Raw genomic sequence first — 20,192 nt, 5'->3', positions numbered from 1 at the left:
GCCACCGGTGACATCAGGTCGGCGCTCAGCCCGCGTGGGCCGCAGAGGGAGCCTGCGGTGCGGTCCTGGGGATGAAGTGTTGTGCGTCGAGGATCAGCACCACCCGATCGTCGACATCGGCGGGAACCGGCTCGTCGGGGTTGCCGTAATGGCGACCGAGTTGGCGGTAGAAGTCGCCGTCGGGATCTCCGCCGACGGTGACCAGCCAGCCGGTGATCTCCAGCACGCGTTCCGGGATGTCGGGGTCGGTGATGATGAACGAATAGTTGGGGTTGGCCTGTAGCGGCACGAACTTGCGCCGCGGGATGGTCTGGCTCATCCGCAGGTGGGCGCCGTCCCAGGTGAACCGCATCGGCTGTTGGCTGGGGCGGCCGTCGGGGGAGACGGTCGCGAGGATCCCGATGAGCGGCCGCTCAAGCAGATCCCGGTACTCGTCGGGCAGTGTGTGGATCATGGGTTCGATGGTAGCGACCCCGGCCCGATATTGAAAAGCTTTCGGTAGGCATTCCCGTAACGGTCCGACGAGGGCCCGGTGATCGGTCGGCGATCACGACGCCGAGTCCAAGGACCCCTTCACGTCGTTGAGCACGAGCCACGCCGCGGCCAGCCCCGACGTCGAGTACCAGACCGTGTCGTCGACGGCCAGGACCCGCTTCCACGTGGGTGCGCCCATGTCGAGCCAGCGGTCGCTCTCCAGAATCGAACGGGCGTGTCCGAAGGCGGTGCTGCCCTTCACATCCGGGCCGGTCACGTCGCCCGCGTCCCGGTAGCTCACGTAGATGAGATCGGCATCCGCGTCTGTGAGGTTGTCGTCGGTCAGCCCGGTGCTGCCCGGCCGGCGCTGGGAAACCGGCCGCTGTACCCCGATCGCGGCCAGCACCTGCGCGGCGAACGAGTCGGTACCCTCCATGGTCTGCCCATCGGCGGCGAACCGCACCAGGGACACCTCGGTGTGCACGGCATCTTTGCGTGTGCCGGTCCTGGTGGCCTCCCGGGTGAATCGGGCGAGCAGGTCGGTGGCCGCCGTCGTCCGGTTCAGCGCCGAGGCCACCGACAGGTAGCGATCGGCCCAGTTCGCGGCCGGATCGGCGGTGGGGTCGACGGTCACAACGCGGGTCCCGGCGAATCCCGCCGCGCGTGCGGACGTGTCCGGTGTGGTCAGCACGATGTCGGGGTCCGCGGTGCCGACCGCGGCCGCGTCGGGCGACTCTCCGATCGTGGGCACCGAGGCCAGCTGCGGGCCGAGGTAGCGCGGCACGTCGCCGTCGGCCACGGTGATCCCGGTGACCTTGGCGCCGACGCCGAGCGCACACAGGTCGTCGAGCAGCAGCGGATCGGTGACGACGATCCGGTTCACGTCCTGCTTGCCAGGATCGGGGGCGGTCGGGGCGAAGCAGGTCTTGGCGTAGTCGCGGTCGGCGCCGACGATGTTGACCTCGGCCAGTCGTGTGGTCGGGGTGGAGATGAGTGAGCCGTCCGGGGTGGTCAAGGTCTGGTCGTCGCCACCACAGGCGCTCACCAGCAGCATCGCCGCGGTCAGCGCCGCCACTCCGGTCACCGCCCGAGTGGACAGGGCGGGTCGTGAGCGGGTCGGTCGGAGGCGGGAGTTGCTGGTTCCGGGGCGGCATCGCACCCGCCCAACGTAGTGGGCGGTCTCGGAAACCGGCAACCGGCTCGCGGCGACCGGCACGGGCCTCGCTCGGCGGCCCCGGGGACCGATCCGGCCGGCATCGCCCGGTCGCGGCGCGCCGCGCCGCGCACGCGGTCCGACCCTCCTGAAGGCATTCTGACCTGCATATATGCGTGCGGCACCGGATCAAGTACGACAGTTCGTAGGACCCGCTCTGTCAGGGCGGTCCGGAGGGTTTAGGATCACTACAAGCGCTCGGCACTGCCATGTGCCGACCCAGGGGCGGATTGTCCGTCGCCCACGACACAAAGGTCGCGCTAGAGGAGGATCTGTGACTGCGGTAGACCAGCCCGCCACGCAAGTGGCACCAGTGCGTCCGTTCCCGGAGCGCTATCAGCCCAAGGGCTCGTTCTTCTACAAGCTCATCACCACGACCGATCACAAGCTGATCGGAATGATGTACATCACCACCTGCTTCGCGTTCTTCCTCGTGGGTGGTCTGATGGCTCTGCTGATGCGCGGCGAACTCGCGCATCCGGGTATGCAATTCCTGTCGACGGAACAGTTCAACCAGCTGTTCACCATGCACGGCACCGTCATGCTGCTGCTGTACGCGACGCCCATCGTCATCGGTTTCGCGAACTTCGTGCTGCCGCTGCAGATCGGCTCGCCCGACGTCGCGTTCCCGCGTCTGAACGCGATGGGCTTCTGGCTCTTCCTGTTCGGTGCGCTCGTGGCCCTCGGCGGCTTCCTGACCCCCGGTGGTGCCGCCGACTTCGGCTGGACCGCCTACACTCCGCTGACCGACGCGGTGCATTCGCCGGGTGTCGGCGCCGACCTGTGGATCATGGGTCTGGGCGTCGGTGGTCTGGGTACCATCCTCGGTGCGGTCAACATGATCACGACTGTGGTGTGCCTGCGCGCCCCGGGTATGACGATGTTCCGGATGCCGATCTTCACCTGGAACATCCTGGTCACCAGCGTGCTGATCCTGCTGGTGTTCCCGCTGCTCACCGCGGCCCTGCTCGGCCTCGAGGTCGACCGCCAGTTCGGCGCACACCTCTACGACCCGGCCAACGGCGGCGTCATCCTGTGGCAGCACCTGTTCTGGTTCTTCGGCCACCCCGAGGTGTACGTCATCGCCCTGCCGTTCTTCGGCATCGTGTCCGAGGTCTTCCCGGTGTTCGCCCGCAAACCGCTGTTCGGCTACTCAGGCCTGGTGTACGCGACCCTGGGTATCGCCGCGCTGTCGGTGGCCGTGTGGGCGCACCACATGTACGTCACCGGTGCGGTCCTGCTGCCGTTCTTCTCCTTCATGACCTTCCTGATCGCGGTCCCGACCGGTGTGAAGTTCTTCAACTGGATCGGCACCATGTGGAAGGGAAACATGACCTTCGAGTCACCGATGCTCTTCTCGGTGGGCTTTATCGTCACGTTCCTGTTCGGTGGTCTGACCGGTGTGCTGCTCGCCAGCCCGCCGCTGGACTTCCACCTGTCCGACTCCTACTTCGTGGTCGCGCACTTCCACTACGTGCTCTTCGGCACCATCGTGTTCGCCACCTACGCCGGCGTCTACTTCTGGTTCCCCAAGATGACCGGCCGGATGCTCGACGAAGGCCTGGCCCGCTGGCACTTCTGGCTGACCTTCATCGGCTTCCACACCACGTTCCTGGTCCAGCACTGGCTCGGCAACGAGGGCATGCCCCGTCGCTACGCCGACTACCTGCCGTCGGACGGATTCACCGAACTCAACATCATCTCGACCGTCGGTGCGTTCATCCTCGGCCTGTCGACGCTGCCGTTCCTGTGGAACGTCTTCCGCAGCTACCGCTACGGCGAGGTCGTGACCGTCGATGATCCGTGGGGCTTCGGCAACTCGCTCGAATGGGCCACGAGCTGCCCGCCGCCGCGGCACAACTTCACGGAACTGCCCCGCATCCGGTCCGAGCGCCCCGCGTTCGAGCTGCATTACCCGCACATGATCGAGCGGCTCAAGGCCGAGGCGCACGTGGGTCCCGGCCACGGCAACGCCAAGGAATCGGTCGGCGCGGGTTCGGGCGGCGGTTCGCTGCCCGGCGGATCGCACTGACACCGGATCGAATACAGCACGCGGAACGGCCCTCGCTCAGCGAGGGCCGTTTGGCGTTGCGGCGATCGCGCCCTCTACGATTTGGACTCGTGGCCAATTCCTCCGAGGAGACAACAGTTCTGATCACGGTCACCGGGCCCGACAAGCCCGGTGTGACCTCGACCCTGATGGGAGCACTGGCAGGTCAGCGGGTGAGTCTTCTCGACGTCGAGCAGGTCGTCATCCGCGGACGGCTGACGCTCGGGGTCCTCGTGGCGAGCACCGGTGACCCGCAGGACGTTCAGGAGGTGGTCGAGCAGGCCATGGACTCGGTCGGCATCGACGTGCACGTCGATGTCGGCGTCAACTCGGGCAGCCGGAGCCCGTCCACACATGCGGTGGTGCTCCTGGGCAGCCCGGTCACCGCGCGAGCGTTCCGGGCGGTCGCCGCGGCGCTGGCGGCCCAGGGCGGCAACATCGATTCGATCCGCGGGATCGCCGACTACCCGCTCACGGGTCTGGAACTGATGGTGAGTGTGGCCGGCCGCGACGATGTCGCCGCCGACGCGGTACTGCGCAAGGCACTCGCGGAGGTCGCCGCCGGACACGAGGTCGACATCGCCGTCGAACGCGGCGGCCTGGCCCGGCGGGCCAAACGGCTGATCGTGTTCGATGTCGACTCCACCCTGATCCAGGGCGAGGTGATCGAGATGCTGGCCGCCAAGGCGGGCCGTGAGGCCGAGGTCGCCGCGGTCACCGAGTCGGCGATGCGCGGCGAACTCGATTTCGCGCAGTCGCTGCACCAGCGGGTGGCCGCCCTGGCCGGTCTCGACGCATCGGTCATCGACGAGGTCGCCGCTTCGCTCGAGCTGACGCCGGGCGCCCGCACCACGATCCGGACCCTGCACCGCCTCGGGTATCACTGCGGTGTGGTGTCGGGCGGCTTCCGCCAGGTGATCGACCCTCTCGCGGCCGAACTCGAACTCGACTTCGTCCGGGCCAACACGCTGGAGATCGGCCCCGACGGCACACTCACCGGAAAGGTGGTCGGCGAGATCGTCGACCGTCCGGGCAAGGCGCGCGCCCTGCGGGCATTCGCCGAGCAGGTCGGTATCCCGATGGCGCAGACCGTGGCCGTCGGCGACGGCGCCAACGACATCGACATGCTCAGCGTCGCGGGGCAGGGAATCGCGTTCAACGCGAAGCCGGCGTTGCGTGAGGTGGCCGACGCCGCGCTCAGTCACCCGTTCCTGGATGCGGTGCTGTTCATCCTGGGCATCACCCGAGACGAGATCGAGGCCGCCGACGCCGCAGACGGGGTGCTGCGCCGCGTCCCGCTGGACTAGTCTCGTGAACCCGGACGAGCAGCACGTGGGTATCGAGGCGTACCGGCGGCTGACCCGCTACGTCGGCGGGCACGAGGACCCGCCCGATCCCGCCGACGTACTGGCGATGCAGATGGTGCTGCGCATCGAGAAGACCTCGCCGCCGGACCGTACCGATCTGCTGACCGCCGCGGCCCGCGCGGTGGCCCTGCTGTGCCTGGACGAACGGACCGAGGGCGAGGGTCCGTGGGCGGCGCCGATGGACGCCTGGTGTGATGCCCGGATCCGCAAGATCGCCCGCCGGGCGCGGGGCGCGCAGTGGGAGGCGGCCCAGCAGGTGTGGGGCGTCACCGCCACCGAAGGCGATGCCGGTGCCCGGGCCTACGTTCCCGGCCGGGTCGGGGACATCGACCGGAGGATCGGCAAACTGCAGATCGGCGGCACCGACGTACCCGGTGAGCTGCAGACGGCACCCGGCCCCGGCGTGGTCCTGTGGCTCGGTCCGGACCTGAACATGACCGTCGGCAAGTGTGCCGCCCAGGTGGGGCATGCCGCGATGCTGGCGGTGCGCCTGATGTCCGCCGGGGACGCCACGCGATGGCACGACGACGGCTGCCCGCTGATGGTGCGTCAGGCGGCCACCGGACGCTGGCACGCACTGCTGGAGGCGGACGCGCGGGGCACGGCGGTGGCGGTGCGCGATGCCGGGTTCACCGAGATCGCGCCCGGCTCGGTCACCGTGATCGCCGACATCGGCTGACCCGTCGCCCTGCCGCCACGGCGGGGGTTCAGCCGACTGGTGCCGGAACGGGGGCCAGGTGGGCGAAGGTGTTGCGCCACACCTCACGGTCGGGGGCGAACGAGGCGAGGATCAACTCGTCGGCGTCGGCGTGTCCGGTGAACCAGTCGAGGTATTCGCGCACCTGCGCTGGGGTGCCGACGCCGCAGTAGGTCATCATCTGTTCGATCTGGCGTCCCTGCGGCATCGTCAGGATCGCGTCGCACTCCTCGTCGGTGAACTGCCGGTCGCGTGCGAACAGGACGTTGATGCGGGCCCGTTTGGCCGCCCGCAGCTGGGCCGCGGCGCGATCGGCGTCCTCGTCGGCGATCACCCCGACACCGGCGATCACATATGGTTGCGCGAGTACGGCAGACGGGCGGAACTCACGCCGGTACAGGGCGACGGCCTCGGTGAGGGCCTGCGGTGCGAAGTGTGAGGCGAAAGCGTAGGGGAGCCCGAGCGCGGCGGCCACCTGGGCGCCGAACAACGACGAACCCAGGATGTAGAGTGGCACGTCGGTGCCCGCACCGGGGGTGGCGGTGACGCCTTCGACGTGGGACTGCCCGGTCAGGTATCCCTGCAACTCCAGAACGTCCTGCGGGAAGCGTTCGGCGTCGGCGATGGTGCGGCGCAGCGCGGTGAACGTCTTCTGGTCGCTGCCGGGAGCCCGGCCCAGGCCCAGGTCGATACGCCCCGGATGCAGTTCGGCCAGTGTCCCGAACTGTTCGGCGACGGTGAGCGGTGCGTGGTTGGGCAGCATCACGCCGCCGGCGCCGAGCCGGATGCTGCTGGTGTGGGCGGCCACATGTGCGATGAGGACCGCCGGGGCCGAGGAGGCGATGGTGGACATGTTGTGGTGTTCGGCGTACCAGATGCGCTTGTAGCCCCATTGTTCGGCGCCTCGGGCCAGGTCGACGCTCGCGGCGAAACTGGCCGCGACGGTTTCCGAACGGCCTACCTGTGCAAGATCGAGAATCGAAAGATCAACGGACATATGGAAGTCAAGGGATTCGGGCGCCCGGGTATTCCGGCGGGCAGATTGTGCACCGTGTTGTGGACGTGGCGGTTTTGCACGTGGCGAGGCACGTGTGGCGGGGCGGTGATGCAAGATGGACACCGTGACATCGCCGCAGAGTGCCGCCGCCGAATCAGACTCCGTGCTCGAATCAGACTCCGTGCTCGAATCCGATCCTGATCTGCTCATCGATTTTCGTGATGTGTCGGTGGTCCGTGACGGGAAAACACTTCTCGGGCCGGTGTCCTGGCAGGTCGAACTCGACGAGCGCTGGGTGATCATCGGTCCCAACGGCGCCGGTAAGACCACTCTGATGCGCCTTGCCGCGGGCGAGCTGTACCCGACGACCGGTGCCGCGTTCGTCCTCAATGAGCAACTCGGCCGCGTCGAACTGCGCGAGTTGAGCACCCGGATCGGGGTGTCCAGTCCCGCACTGGTGGATCGGGTGCCCGACGACGAGGTGGTCAGCGACGTGGTGGTGTCCGCCGGCTACGCAGTGCTCGGGCGGTGGAAGGAACAGTACGACGATGTCGATCGGTCGCAGGCGGTGGAGTCACTCGAATCGATGGGTGCCGAGCATCTGGCCGACCGTGCGTTCGGCACCCTGTCGGAGGGGGAACGCAAGCGGGTGATCATCTCGCGCGCGTTGATGACCGACCCCGAACTGCTGTTGCTCGACGAACCGGCCGCAGGGCTCGACCTGGGCGGGCGGGAGGAACTGGTGGCCCGGCTCTCGGATCTGGCACAGGACCCCGACGCCCCGGCGATCGCGTTGATCACCCACCACGTCGAGGAGATCCCGGCGGGCTTCACCCACGCCTTGCTGCTCTCGGAGGGCGGGGTGATCGCGCAGGGACTGTTGCCGGAGGTACTCACCAGCGCCAATCTGTCCACCGCGTTCCGCCAGCAGATCATGCTCTCGAAGTCGGGGGGCCGGTTCTTCGCGCGGCGTAGCCGCAGGGCCGGGGGACACCGCCGGGCCTGACACCGGGACGGGTACTCGCCGACCTCCGCCGATCGTGCGATCGGTCGGCCCGCTAGGGTCGAGACAGCGCGGTCCCCGACGGTGGGCCGACGAGTGCAGGAGGTGCGGCCATGGCAGATCAGTCACGGGTGGATAGGTCGGCGATGGATAGGTCGGTGATGGATAGGTCGGGGTCCGGGGTCGACCCGGACACCGGGGCGGCCGTTCCGGCACAGCCGTCGGTACCGCGTGATGCGGCCACGGTGCTGCTGGTCCGCGACGGCACCGACGGCGTGGAGGTGTTTCTGCAACGGCGCGTCAAGACGATGGCGTTCGCCGGTGGGATGACGGTATTTCCCGGTGGCGGTGTCGACGAGCGTGACGCAGAGGCCGATATCGCCTGGAGCGGCCCGGATGCCCAGTGGTGGGCGCGGACCTTCGGATCCACCGAACCGGTCGCGCAGTCGCTGGTATGTGCGGCGGTCCGTGAGACGTTCGAGGAATGCGGCGTGCTGATCGCCACCGACGTCGACGGCAGATTTCCCGAACCCGGCACCCTTGCCGACGAGCGCGCGCGGCTCGTCGACAAGTCCCTTTCGCTGGCCGGCTTCCTGACCGCCCGGGGATTGACGTTGCGTGCGGATCTGCTTGCGCCGCTGTCGCATTGGATTGCCCCGGTGATTGAGAAGCGACGCTATGACACCCGTTTCTTCATCGCGGCCCTGCCCGCGGGTCAGCAGGCCGACGCCGAGACCTCGGAGGTGTCGGTCGCGGGCTGGTTGTCGGCGCGTGAGGCGCTGCGCCGTTGGGCCGATCGGCAACATTTCCTGCTGCCGCCCACCTGGTCGCAGCTGCGCGAGCTCGCTCGTCACGACACCGTCGCCGAACTCATGGCGGCACCCCGTGAGATCACCACCGTGATGCCGGAGGCGACCACGGCGATGATGACCGGGCTGCGGTTCCCGTTCTCGGACGAGTACTTCGTCGAGCTCGACGGCCGGTTGCCGTCCGACGCGCTCCGCTGAGCGGGACGTTTCAGGAGCGATATGCCAGAGGAGAAGTCCCTCGACCGGTGGCTCGTCGAGGCAGGGCAGCGCACCGCGCCGATGCCGGAGGTGATCGCCACGCCGCGTGATGCGGCGACGGTGGTTCTGGTGCGGGACGGGGTGTCGGGGCTCGAGGTGTTCTTGCTGCGCAGGGTCGCCGAGATGGCGTTCGCCGCGGGGATGACCGTGTTTCCCGGCGGCGGCGTCGATGCCGCCGACGACACCGACGTGGATTGGGCCGGGCCGGGGCCGTCGTGGTGGGCCGACAGGTTCGGTACCGATCCGGTGGCCGCCCGGATGCTGGTGGTGGCCGCGGTCCGGGAGACTTTCGAGGAGTGCGGGGTGCTGCTGGCCACCGGCGGCGACGGACTGGTCCCATCGCCCGGTGAGGTGGCCGCCGACCGCGACGCGCTGGTGGCAAAGGAGTTGTCGTTCGGCGGCCTCATGCGCCGCAGAGCCCTCACACTGCGCGCTGATTGGCTTGCGCCCCTGGCGCATTGGATCACTCCGCCGGTGTCGGTCAGGCGGTACAGTACGCATTTCTTCCTCGCGGCACTGCCCGACGGGCAGGAGGCCGACGGTTCCACCTCCGAGGCCTCCGCGGTGGCCTGGGTCCGGCCCGGCGACGCTCTGGAAGCGTGGTCACGAGGCGTGCATTCGCTGCTTCCGCCAACCTGGGCGCGGTTGCGTGAGCTGAGCTCGTACCGCACGGTCGCCGACGCCTTTGCCGCCGAACGGGCGGTCGAGGTGGTGGGCCAGGACGACGCCGCGGACCCGTACGGCCTGACGTTCGACGGCTCGGCCGACTATTTCGCCATGTTCAACGCACGGGATGATCGATCCGGTCGGTGACACCGCGGATCCGGTCGGTCACGGTGCCCCGATCTGCCGGTTGACGTGCCCTGATCAGCCGGTGATCCGGTGATCCGGGTGGCTCGGCTCGGCGGGGATTCGGGACCTCCATCGGCGATTCGGGGATCTCACCCGTCGGACCGGTGTCCTTCCGGGTTGTCGCGGTCGGCCCGGTCGAAAGTACTCCGACCGGGACTCGAGGGGGCAATGGTGCGTCCGCCCACTGTGCGCTCAACGCTATCGGCTGGTCGTGTTCCCACCTCGCCAACCGTGGTGGTCGGCGTCACCGATGGCAGGCGAGTTGCCGAGTGACCGCAATTAAATCCCGTAAGCCATCCGATAAGGCAAGCGTGAGCTAACCCAAGGGTTGCTTGACGGCGCCGGAACGGTAGCCTCGGTGTCCATGGCCGAGTATGTCACCCTCGAAACCTCCGCGGACCACCCCGGTGTGGGCACGATCCTGCTGAGCAGACCGCCGATGAACGCGCTGAGTCGGCAGGTACAGGCCGAGTTGGCCGCAGCCGCACGTGAGGCGTCGGTGCGCGACGACATCAAGGCCGTCGTCGTCTACGGCGGCCCCAAGGTGCTGGCCGCGGGCGCCGACGTGAAGGAGATGAACGACCTGAGCTACGCGGAGATAACGAAGATCACCGCCGACCTGCAGGCCGACCTCGGTTCGATCGCGGGCATCCCCAAGCCCACGGTCGCGGCGATCACCGGTTACGCCCTGGGCGGCGGCCTTGAGGTGGCCCTGGGCGCGGACCGGCGCATCGCCGGTGACAACGCGAAGCTGGGCGTGCCGGAGATCCTGCTCGGCATCATCCCCGGTGGCGGTGGCACCCAGCGGCTCGCCCGGCTCATCGGCCCGGCCAAGGCCAAGGATCTGATCTTTACCGGCCGCTTCGTCGGTGCCGAGGAGGCATTGGCGATCGGGCTGGTCGACGAGGTCGTGGCCCCCGATGACGTGTACAGCGCGGCACTGGCGTGGGCCGGCCAGTTCGTCGGCGCCGCTTCGGTGGCGCTGGCCGCGGCCAAGGCCGCCATCGACCTGGGAGTGGAAACCGACCTGGCGACCGGCCTGAAGATCGAGGAACAGCAGTTCGCCACGCTGTTCACCACCGAGGACCGGACCATCGGCATGGCCTCGTTCGTCGAGAACGGTCCCGGTAAGGCCACGTTCGTCGGCCGCTAGTTCGCGCCGTCGGCCTGGTCCGCGCCATCGATCGTGTCCGTGGCATGGAACTTGTCCGGGCCGTAGCACTTGTCCGGGCCGCAGCACTTGGCCACGTGACTGGACACTTTGTACTACCCCTGAAGAAAGCTGAGACGATGACGACCGAACCCACCATCGATCCCGAACCCAACCCGCACGCCACCGAGGAGCAGGTGCAGGCGGCACTCAAGGACACCAAGCTCGCGCAGGTGCTCTACCACGACTGGGAAGCCGAGACCTACGACGAGAAGTGGTCGATCAGTTTCGACGAGCGCTGCATCGACTACGCGCGTGGGCGTTTCGACGCGGCCATCGGGGCGGACGATGCTCCGTTGCCGTACGGCCGGGCCATGGAACTGGGTTGCGGCACCGGATTCTTCCTGCTCAACCTGATGCAGTCCGGCGTGGCGGAGAAGGGTTCGGTCACCGACCTGTCGCCGGGCATGGTGAAGGTGGCGCTGCGCAACGCCGAGAACCTGGGCCTGGACGTCGACGGCCGCGTCGCCGACGCCGAGAAGATCCCGTACGACGACAACACCTTCGATCTGGTTGTCGGGCATGCGGTGCTGCATCACATCCCGGACGTCGAGCTGTCGTTGCGCGAGGTGCTGCGGGTGCTCAAGCCCGGCGGCCGGTTCGTGTTCGCCGGTGAGCCGTCCACCATCGGTGACTTCTACGCCCGCTGGATGAGCCGCGCCACCTGGTGGGCCACCACCAACATCACCAAGATCGGCCCCTTGCAGTCGTGGCGCCGCCCGCAGGAGGAACTCGACGAGTCCTCGCGCGCAGCGGCTCTGGAGGCCGTGGTCGACATCCACACCTTCGATCCGGACGAGCTGGCCGGCATCGCCCGCAGCGCGGGTGCCACCGACGTCAAGACTGCCACCGAAGAGCTGGCCGCCGCCATGCTCGGCTGGCCGGTGCGTACCTTCGAGGCCGCCGTACCCGCCGAGAAGCTCGGCTGGGGCTGGGCCGGATTCGCCTTCGGCGGCTGGAAGCGGATGACCTGGCTCGATGAGAACGTCCTGCGCAAGGTCGTTCCGCAGAAGTACTTTTACAACGTCGTAGTCACCGGTGTGAAGCCCGGCGAGCCGTCGGACGTCTGATCGCCGATCGATAGGGGGCGGCGCGTTGGGCTATTCGTTCACGGCCGACGACGTCGCCTTTCTGCGGTCGGGGCAGGGACATGCGGCGTTGCGTGCGGCCTCGTCGCTGCCGCTGAGTCCGGCGTCGATGATCGCCGACATCGGTGAACTGCGCGGCAGGTACACGCCGTTCGACGCCGCGTTGATCGAGACGGTGACCTGCCGGCGCAGGGCACGGACCAAACTGCGGCACGCCGATGATCTGCTGTTGACCGACGACGCGGTGCAGCAGGCCACGGCATGGCCGGTGGCGCAGGCACGTTCGGTGGAGATCGTGCGGCGCTATCCCGATGCGGTGGTCCATGACGTGACCTGCTCGGTAGGGGCCGAACTTGTGGAACTGTCCTCGCGGCTCGGTGTGGCGGGTGTCATCGGCAGCGACATCGACCCGGTGCGCGTGGCGATGGCGGCGCATAACGCCGGGACCGTCGAACTGTCGGCGCCGACGGTGCTGTTGCGCGCGGATGCGCTCACCCGGGCGTCCTCGGCCGATGTGGTGCTCGCCGACCCGGCTCGGCGTACCGGATCGGGCCGGGTGTTCCGGCTCGACCAGCTCACCCCATCGCTGTTCGAGCTGTTCACCGTGTATGCCGGGCGTCCGTTGGTCGTGAAGTGTGCGCCGGGGCTCGACCATCAGAACCTGCGCGAGCAGTTCGGATTCGATGGGGAGGCGCAGGTCACCTCCCTCGACGGTGGTGTACGTGAAACCTGCCTCTGGTCGGGGCCGGGTACGCGGCCGGTGCGCCGGGCCACGGTCCTGCGTAGCGGTGAGGGCGGTGCGGTCGCGCGCTACGAGATCACCGATGACACCGACGACGACGTCCCGTCCGCCGAACCGGGGGAGTGGATCATCGACCCCGACGGCGCGATCGTGCGCGCCGGACTGGTGCGCCACTACGCTCACCGGCACGGGTTGTGGCAGTTGGATCCGCAGATCGCCTACCTGACCGGTGATTCGGTTCCGGAGGCCGGCCGTGGGTTCCGCATCATCGGACAGACTACGGTGTCGGACAAGGTATTACGCAAAGCCCTGCACACACTCGACTGCGGCGCGCTGGAGATCCTGGTCCGGGGACTCGACGTGGACCCAGATGCCTTGCGTAAGCGACTCAAGCCCAAGGGGACCCGGCCGCTGTCGTTGGTGCTCACCCGCATCGGACGCAAAGGTGTGGCGTTCATCTGCGAACCCGGGGTGCGCGGCGAACGTTGATCGGGTCAGCGTTTGATTGTCCGGACGGCGTCCGGTGCCCGGATGCGTGGCCGCGAGATCAACGATGGGCGAGAGGTCCTCGCGGTCGCGGGCCCGTCGGTTCGCATCGATTCGGTCGGGGTCGAACTTCTTTTGTTGCGCAACCTGATTGAACACCCGGAGGAGCGGCGCGGCATCGGTACCGTAGCCGGCGCCCCATTGCCGATTGAACGGGTTGCTGGCCTCGTCGGCGTTGACGAGCGTGTCCCAGAATCAGGCCGCGCCGATATGCCGGTCTATTGGTATCGGCGCTCCCTGTGGGTGTGGTCCCGTCGGTGTGAGCGGGTGGCCACCAAATACGGGCGCCGCGAACGCGGGAACTTTGTCGGACTGCCCGCTCTCTGAAGAGTTGACCGGAACGAACGACTGAACGTACAAGCTTCCACCGCTGGTGCGGGTGGAGGACCTGGGAGGAGTGACCTGATGGACTACGATATCGATGGCGACGGAGTGGCCGACGCATTCGACACCGATAACGATGGGGCCATCGACTACCGCCGATTCGACACCAACGGTGACGGTCTGTTCGACGTGTTCGCTTACGATTCGAACGGTGACGGAGTCGACGACATCATCGGGTACGACACGAACGGCGACGGCGTGGTCGATCAGGTGAGGATGGACGGCGACGCCGACGGATACCTGGAGGTGGCCGCGTTCGATTCGAATCAGGACGGTGTTTTCGAGGTCGTACACATCGATACCGATCGCGACGGACACTTCGACCGTTCGGTCAGCGGCGAGCCGTCGCACGCCCAACAGGTCACCTGGAACGATACGGGCCGTGGCTACTCGGTCTCCGAACTGCCGGGCGGCTACATCACCCCGAACATTGTCGGTGACAACGGATTGTATGAAGAGCTTGCCGCGCAGCACCAGCCGGGTGCGAGCGCCTTGTGGGAAATCAACAACAGCCACAATACGGCCGTGAACGAGATCTGGTTGGAGACGGACAGCGACGGCGACGGGATCGCCAACCATCGCGACATGTATCCGAACGACCGTGGCCGTAACTGATCGACCGGAGTATCCGATGGTCCACCAGCCATACGAAGAGCCTTATCCATCCGGCCCGCTGGGTATCTTGCCCGCCGACCGTCTTCTCCCATACTCGTCGCAATCGATCCAGGGCGAGGGCTCCACGCATCTGTCCATCCTGTGTCAACAGTCATGCGACCCGGTGGCGGTGGTGGCGACGGCACTGTTCGAGGACCTGCTGGTGCGGGGGAAACAGATCGACAAGATCACCATCGACGGCGACGGCGACAGTCTCCGGGTGAGCGTGTCGGTCGGTGGAGAGGTCGGCAACACCCACTACATAGTGAGCACCAGACCGGACGGACCGCCCGGCTACCATCATCCTGTCCACCCACGTACGAGATCGTTCCTGTTGTCGTCGTCGATGTATTGCCCGGCTCGGTCGGATGCGAACGACATGACCACCGACGGCAAGGGTGCGACCGGGCAACGATCCCGACGCGGCGCTGCCCGATTCTTTGGGGCCCGGTTCCTTTGGGGCCCGGTTCCTCCGGGCCGGAGGTGAGGTCCTCGCCGCAACGGGATCGAGGCTGACCGGGCAGTTGCCCTATGCTCCCGACCTGCGCAGGGTCACCCGGTACGTGTAGTGCTCGGGGAGGAAGTAGCTGACCGCCAGCTCGACGCCGACCCCACGCGCGTTGTTGTACAGTCGGTCCACCCGCAACACCGGATGCCCCACCGGGCAACCGAGCACCTCGGCGACCCGACGCTCGGCCGTGGCCGCGGTGATCGACTGTATACATTCGGAGATCGGTTCGGCCAGAAGCGGTTCGAGCAGTCCGATCATGGTGTGTTCGCTGACCGCGCCCGCCGACACCTCAGGCCTGCCGACGATCAGTTCGGCTACCGGAGCAGGCCACCACACCGTGGTCAGCACGAACGGAACATCGTCGTGGGAGCGGGTGAAGACGATCCGGTAGACCACGTCGGTGTCCAGCCGCAGGCGACCGGCGGCGGACACGTCCACGCGCCGGGCCGGTGGTTCGACCACCCGCATCTCGGTGTCGGCCGACAGATTCATCAGATCCTCGATCGACCCGAGCTGACGAAGATACCTGCCGGCGTTCTCGCTGGCGAACGTGCCCCGACCCGGTATCCGGTAGACGGCGCCTTCACCGACGAGCTCGAGGAACGCCCGGCGCACGGTCTGCCTGCTCAGGCCGAACTCGGCGGCGAGTTCGGCCTCGGTGGGCAGGCGCACACCGTCGGGGTAGTGGCCGGCCATGATGCGGCCGCGCAATTCGGCCGCCAGCGTGCGGTAGGCCGGCTCGGACTGCTCAGGCGCGTTCATCGATCACAATCCTGCCACCGGTGCCGGGTCGCGGTCACGACGGCGTGTCAGATGCCGCCACGGGCGACCAGCTGTCCGGCGATCACGGTGCGCTGGATCTCGTTGGTGCCCTCACCGACGATCATCAGCGGCGCGTCGCGGAAGTAGCGTTCGACGTCGAACTCGGTGGAGTAGCCGTAACCGCCGTGGATCCGGACGGCGTTGAGCGCGATCTCCATCGCCACCTCCGATGCGAACAATTTGGCCATCCCGGCCTCCATGTCGCAGCGCTCGCCGCTGTCGAAGCGACGGGCCGCGTGCCAGGTGAGCTGGCGGGCGGCGGTCAGTTTGGTGGCCATATCGGCCAGATAGTTGCCGACGGACTGGTGCTTCCAGATGGGTTGCCCGAAGGATTCGCGTTCCTGCGCGTACCGCAGTGCGTCCTCCAGGGCCGCGGTCGCGACACCCAATGCGCGGGAGGCGACCTGGATGCGGCCGGTTTCCAGGCCCTTCATCATCTGCGCAAAACCTTTGCCCGGCACGGTGCCCAGGATCGCCGACCGCGGTACCCGGTAGTCGTCGAACGACAGTTCGCACGTTTCGACGCCCTTGTAACCGAGTTTCGGCAGATCCCGGGACACGGTCAGCCCCGGTCCGTGTTCGGCGAGTACGATCGAGATCCCGCGATGGCGGGGTTCTGCCTTCGGGTCGGTCTTGCACAACAGTGCGATGAGGCCGGATCGGCGCGCGTTGGAGATCCACGTCTTGGAGCCGTTGATGACCAGATTGCCGCCGTCGGCCCGGGCGACGGTGGCCATGTTCTGCAGGTCCGAACCGCCGCCGGGTTCGGTGAGCGCCATCGTCGCACGCAGCTCACCGGAGGCCATCCGTGGCAGATAGTTCTGCCTCTGCTCCTCGGTGCCGAAGGTGGTCAGCAGCTTGGCGACCACCGTATGCCCGCCCATCGCACCGGCCAGGCTCATCCAGCCGCGGGACAGCTCTTGGGTGACCTGCGCGTAGCACGGCATCGACACCGGCGCGCCGCCGTATTCCTCGGGGACGGCCAGTCCGTAGATGCCGAGTTGCTTCATCTGCTCGATCCACGTCTCGGGGTAGGCGTTGTCGTGTTCGACCTGCTGCACCGTCGGCTTCACATCGCGGTCGACGAACGCGCGCACCGTCTCGACCAGCATCGTTTCTTCGGCATTGAGATCTTCTGTTGCGTTCATCTGACACCTCGCGTCGTACTGCCCAGATTTGTACGGCCATATTGTCGCTACCGGGTTCGTAAGTCAAGTTACGGCTCGGTATTCACCGAGCTATCAGGGCTATTCTGTAGTAAATATCCTGTTCACGCAGGATGTGCGAAGGCGCACTTCTCCTGACGCCGACGATCTGCTAGAACAGGAGGGGCGTTTTTTGGCCGCACATTTGAGACCTGGTTACCACCATCACCTCACCGAGAATCGAGACACCATCGATGACAGACGAGCGAATCCGCGTCGGAGGCCCCTACTTCGATGACCTGTCCGTCGGCGACGTCTTCGACGGAGCACCGTCGATCACGCTGACCGATGGTCTGGCGGCGAGCCACCAGGCGATCCTCGGGGATCGGCTCCGGCTTCCCCTCGACGCGACGCTGGCACACGCGGTGACCGGCGGGGGACCACCCGCCCATCCAGGTCTGGTCTGCGATCTCGCGATCGGGCAGTCGACTCTGGTCACTCACCACGTGAAGGCGAATCTGTTCTACCGGGGCCTGCGGTTCCTGCGGTACCCGCTCATCGGCGACACGCTCACCACCACCACCGAGGTGGTGGGACTCAAGGAGAACTCGACCAGACCAGGCCGTGCCGCAACAGGATTGGCGGCGCTGCACATGGTGACGGTCGATCAGCACGGTGAGACCGTGCTCGACTTCCACCGGTGTGCCATGATCGCGCTGTCGGCCGACGCGGACCCGGACCGGGTGGTCCACGCCGACGACCTGTCGGCGATCGGGCCGGCCGACCCGCCCGAACCGGTGCTCCCGCCATGGGACCTCGCGCGCTATCGCACGGAGGTCTCGGGTGAACACTTCACCACCGACCTCGTCGGCAACGTCTACCTGTCGAGCGGCGATGTGGTGTCGAGCGCACCGGAATTGGCCCGCCTTTCACTCAATGTCGCTGCCACCCACCATGATCAACGGATCGCCGGCCGCCGCCTGGTCTACGGGGGGCACACGATCGGGCTGGCACTGGCCCAGGCCACCCGGGCGCTGCCGAACCTGGTGACGGTGGTGTCGTGGGATTCCTGTGATCACACCGGACCCGTCCACGAAGGTGACACCTTGTCGAGCGAACTCCATGTCGAGGAGGCCGCCGAGGCCGCCTCCGGTGGTGTCCTCACCCTGCGCTCGCGTGTCTTCGCGCATGAATCCGATGGCAGCGCACGTGATGTGCTGGATTGGCGGTTCCGGGCGGTGATGGCATGAGCGCCCGTCCGCTCGAGGGTATCCGGGTGGTGGAGGTGTCGAGTTTCGTCGCCTCGCCGCTGTGCGGGTTGACCCTGGCGCAGCTCGGCGCCGAAGTGATCCGGATCGATCCGGTCGGCGGCGCAGCCGATGTCCACCGCTGGCCGCTGACCTCCGACGGCCACTCCATCTATTGGACGGGGCTGAACAAGGGCAAGAAGTCGGTGACCGTCGATCTGCGGTCGCCCGAAGGTCAGACGTCGGTGCAGGATCTGGTGACCGGCTCGGGTCCCGGCGGTGGCATTCTGGTCACCAATGCCGGTGGGCGCCAATGGATGAGCCACGACACGCTGGCCGCGCTCCGGCCGGATGTGATCACCCTGGAGCTGCTCGGTCGATCCGACGGATCACCCGGTGTCGACTACACCGTCAACGCCGGTATCGGCTTTCCGTCGATCACCGGTCCGCTCGATGCGGCCGGTGAACCGGCCGGAGTGGTGAATCATGTTCTGCCCGCTTGGGATGTCGTCTGCGGAATCTATGCCGCGCTGGCGATCACGGCGGCGGTCCGCCGCCGCGAACAGACCGGGACCGGTGCCCGCATCACGCTGCCGCTGGAGGACACCGCGCTGGCGATCGCCGGAGCCCTCGGCTATCTGACCGAACCTCAGGTGAACGGAGCGGTGCGGCCGGCCACCGGCAACGACGTCTACGGCACGTACGGAACCGATTTCGAAACTGCCGACGGCGGGCGCTTCATGATCGTCGCCCTGACGCCCCGGCATTTCCGTGATCTGGTGCGGCTCACCGGGACCACCGACGCGGTGGACGCGGTGGAGAAGTCGCTGGGGGCCGATTTCTCCACCGACACCGACCGATTCAATCACCGTGCGGTGCTCACCCCGCTCTTCGCGGCCTGGTTCGCCCGGCATACCACCGCCGATGTCGAGGAAGCACTCGCATCGTCGTCGGTACTGTCGCAGCGCTACCGCGACTTCGCAGAGGTCGCCGGTACCGATCTGACCGGCAACCCGCTGTTCGCGCCGCTCGTCCAACCCGGTCTCGGCGAGTATCTCGCGGCCGGTCTGCCCGCCGTGTTCGACGGCGAGCACTATCACACCGGACCCGCACCGGCGCTCGGGGCGGACAACGGCACAGCGTTCGGATAGTTCCGGCGGCGGCGCGGGGGCGGCACGAGGCCGTCGTCGCGCCGCTGTGGTGTGCGGCCGGCCCGTGGTGCGGCCCGCTGTGCTTTTGAATGAGATTTCAATCGTGACATACTGGGGCAATGTCAACGCCACCCGCGCAGACCCGGACCGAGCGCCGTCGCGCCCGGACGCGGCAGAACCTCACTGCGGCGGGGCGGGAATTGATCGCCGAGAAGGGCGTTGCGGGCCTGCGTATCCAGGACATCACCGAACGTGCCGATGTTGCCATGGGCTCGTTCTACAACTATTTCCAGACCAAGGACGACCTGGTCGACGCGGTTGTCGCCGAAACCCTGGAAGAGCTCGCGCGCACGTCGGTGCAGTCCGACGATGAGTCGCAGGACCCCGCGTACGGCGTCGCCCGGGCCGCGCGCCGCATCGTGCGGCTGGCCTTCGACGATCCGGGGTTCGCGCGGTTGCTCATCAACCTCAACCACGCGGGTCCGCTGTTCGAGCACGCGATGTACCCGTACGCACGGGCGTTGGTCGATCGCGGTATCGAATCGGGCCGGTTCTCCACCCCGGACGTGGATCTGATGCTCAACCTGATCATCGGGGGATCGTTGTCGCTGATCCGCGGCATCGTCGACGGCAATTTCGGTGAGGGCACCGAGGTCACCCATGCCGAGGTCGTCCTGCGAGCGCTGGGTCTGGACGCCGCGGACGCCGCGCACGTCAGCCGCGCTTCCGTCATCTGATCCGAACACACTCCGGCCGCTCGCGCGGTCTACTGCCGAAGGCACCGTCGGCCCCGACCGGCCGGGGCTGTGCCGGTTGTGCACAATTTCTAGTCTGAACTAATTTTCAGTCTTGAGTTCTCCTTCATTCGTGGTGTAATGTGAGTCACGTTCCAAATGGCAGGCGACCACGCCGCCATATCCAGGCCGAGTCCGGTCAAGCCCCCGTCCTCGACGACAGGAGTGACGTTGCACC

At 67.3% G+C, this 20,192-nt stretch carries 19 protein-coding genes; 14 read left to right on the top strand and 5 right to left on the bottom strand.

Features of this window, described 5'->3' with window-relative positions; translation table 11 throughout:
* Positions 1–25: 25 nt before the first annotated feature.
* Complete coding sequence (locus GII31_RS15285; RefSeq protein ID WP_213244261.1) at positions 26–454, bottom strand: pyridoxamine 5'-phosphate oxidase family protein; 429 nt, start codon at positions 452–454, stop codon at positions 26–28.
* Between the two features lie 93 nt (positions 455–547).
* A complete protein-coding gene (locus tag GII31_RS15280) occupies positions 548–1,558 on the bottom strand; it encodes an ABC transporter substrate-binding protein (RefSeq protein WP_322973024.1) in 1,011 nt (336 codons plus the stop codon).
* A gap of 403 nt (positions 1,559–1,961) precedes the next feature.
* On the opposite strand from GII31_RS15280, the gene ctaD reads away from it, so the two are divergent.
* The 3 genes from ctaD to GII31_RS15265 all read left to right on the top strand — a co-directional run bounded on the left by ctaD (position 1,962) and on the right by GII31_RS15265 (position 5,783).
* The gene (gene ctaD, locus GII31_RS15275) at positions 1,962–3,719 is read left to right on the top strand and encodes an aa3-type cytochrome oxidase subunit I (protein ID WP_213244260.1); all 1,758 of its coding nucleotides are present in this window, start codon (positions 1,962–1,964) and stop codon (positions 3,717–3,719) included.
* 89 nt (positions 3,720–3,808) lie between these two features.
* Positions 3,809–5,044, top strand: a complete 1,236-nt coding sequence (serB, locus tag GII31_RS15270) for a phosphoserine phosphatase SerB (protein ID WP_213244259.1) — start codon at positions 3,809–3,811, stop codon at positions 5,042–5,044.
* A gap of 4 nt (positions 5,045–5,048) precedes the next feature.
* Entirely contained in the window at positions 5,049–5,783 is a 735-nt protein-coding gene (locus tag GII31_RS15265; protein ID WP_246221897.1) for an aminoacyl-tRNA hydrolase, read from the top strand.
* A 28-nt stretch (positions 5,784–5,811) separates the two neighbouring features.
* On the opposite strand, the gene GII31_RS15260 is transcribed toward GII31_RS15265, so the two are convergent.
* A complete protein-coding gene (locus GII31_RS15260) occupies positions 5,812–6,798 on the bottom strand; it encodes an LLM class flavin-dependent oxidoreductase (RefSeq protein ID WP_213244257.1) in 987 nt (328 codons plus the stop codon).
* A 181-nt stretch (positions 6,799–6,979) separates the two neighbouring features.
* Here GII31_RS15260 and GII31_RS15255 point away from each other — a divergent pair, with 181 nt between their 5' ends.
* From GII31_RS15255 to GII31_RS15215, 8 genes are all read left to right on the top strand, one after another.
* Positions 6,980–7,804 carry an ABC transporter ATP-binding protein gene (locus GII31_RS15255; RefSeq protein WP_246222327.1) on the top strand — a complete coding sequence of 275 codons (825 nt, stop codon included), beginning with the start codon at positions 6,980–6,982 and terminating at the stop codon, positions 7,802–7,804.
* Between the two features lie 158 nt (positions 7,805–7,962).
* Entirely contained in the window at positions 7,963–8,808 is an 846-nt protein-coding gene (locus GII31_RS15250; protein ID WP_213250508.1) for an NUDIX hydrolase, read from the top strand.
* 81 nt (positions 8,809–8,889) lie between these two features.
* Positions 8,890–9,681, top strand: coding sequence for an NUDIX hydrolase (locus GII31_RS15245; protein ID WP_407649985.1), 792 nt, complete (start codon positions 8,890–8,892; stop codon positions 9,679–9,681).
* A 403-nt stretch (positions 9,682–10,084) separates the two neighbouring features.
* The gene (locus GII31_RS15240) at positions 10,085–10,873 is read left to right on the top strand and encodes an enoyl-CoA hydratase-related protein (RefSeq protein ID WP_213244254.1); all 789 of its coding nucleotides are present in this window, start codon (positions 10,085–10,087) and stop codon (positions 10,871–10,873) included.
* 137 nt (positions 10,874–11,010) lie between these two features.
* Positions 11,011–12,000, top strand: a complete 990-nt coding sequence (locus GII31_RS15235) for a class I SAM-dependent methyltransferase (RefSeq protein ID WP_213244253.1) — start codon at positions 11,011–11,013, stop codon at positions 11,998–12,000.
* 25 nt (positions 12,001–12,025) lie between these two features.
* Positions 12,026–13,249: a class I SAM-dependent methyltransferase gene (locus GII31_RS15230; protein ID WP_213244252.1), complete on the top strand. Its 1,224-nt coding sequence runs from the start codon at positions 12,026–12,028 to the stop codon at positions 13,247–13,249.
* Between the two features lie 462 nt (positions 13,250–13,711).
* Positions 13,712–14,305 carry a hypothetical protein gene (locus tag GII31_RS15220; RefSeq protein WP_246221895.1) on the top strand — a complete coding sequence of 198 codons (594 nt, stop codon included), beginning with the start codon at positions 13,712–13,714 and terminating at the stop codon, positions 14,303–14,305.
* A 16-nt stretch (positions 14,306–14,321) separates the two neighbouring features.
* Positions 14,322–14,831 (top strand): hypothetical protein, encoded by a 510-nt coding sequence (locus GII31_RS15215; protein WP_213244251.1) that lies wholly within the window; start codon positions 14,322–14,324, stop codon positions 14,829–14,831.
* A 42-nt stretch (positions 14,832–14,873) separates the two neighbouring features.
* On the opposite strand, the gene GII31_RS15210 is transcribed toward GII31_RS15215, so the two are convergent.
* Entirely contained in the window at positions 14,874–15,617 is a 744-nt protein-coding gene (locus GII31_RS15210) for a GntR family transcriptional regulator (RefSeq protein ID WP_213244250.1), read from the bottom strand.
* Positions 15,618–15,664: 47 nt separating this feature from the next.
* Entirely contained in the window at positions 15,665–16,825 is a 1,161-nt protein-coding gene (locus GII31_RS15205) for an acyl-CoA dehydrogenase family protein (protein ID WP_260840018.1), read from the bottom strand.
* A 251-nt stretch (positions 16,826–17,076) separates the two neighbouring features.
* On the opposite strand from GII31_RS15205, the gene GII31_RS15200 reads away from it, so the two are divergent.
* The 3 genes from GII31_RS15200 (at position 17,077) to GII31_RS15190 (ending at position 19,957) form a co-directional block, all read left to right on the top strand.
* Positions 17,077–18,072 (top strand): MaoC family dehydratase, encoded by a 996-nt coding sequence (locus tag GII31_RS15200; RefSeq protein ID WP_213244249.1) that lies wholly within the window; start codon positions 17,077–17,079, stop codon positions 18,070–18,072.
* On the top strand, positions 18,069–19,220 hold the full coding sequence (locus GII31_RS15195) for a CoA transferase (protein ID WP_213244248.1): 1,152 nt from the start codon (positions 18,069–18,071) through the stop codon (positions 19,218–19,220). Before GII31_RS15200 ends, GII31_RS15195 begins: the two co-directional genes overlap by 4 nt.
* A gap of 119 nt (positions 19,221–19,339) precedes the next feature.
* Complete coding sequence (locus tag GII31_RS15190) at positions 19,340–19,957, top strand: TetR/AcrR family transcriptional regulator (protein ID WP_213244247.1); 618 nt, start codon at positions 19,340–19,342, stop codon at positions 19,955–19,957.
* The last annotated feature ends 235 nt before the right edge of the window (positions 19,958–20,192 follow it).

The sequence above is a fragment of the Gordonia pseudamarae genome, assembly GCF_025273675.1.
GTDB lineage: Bacteria > Actinomycetota > Actinomycetes > Mycobacteriales > Mycobacteriaceae > Gordonia > Gordonia pseudamarae.
Note: the sequence above shows the minus strand (reverse complement) of the source record. Positions and strands in the feature narration are given on the sequence as shown.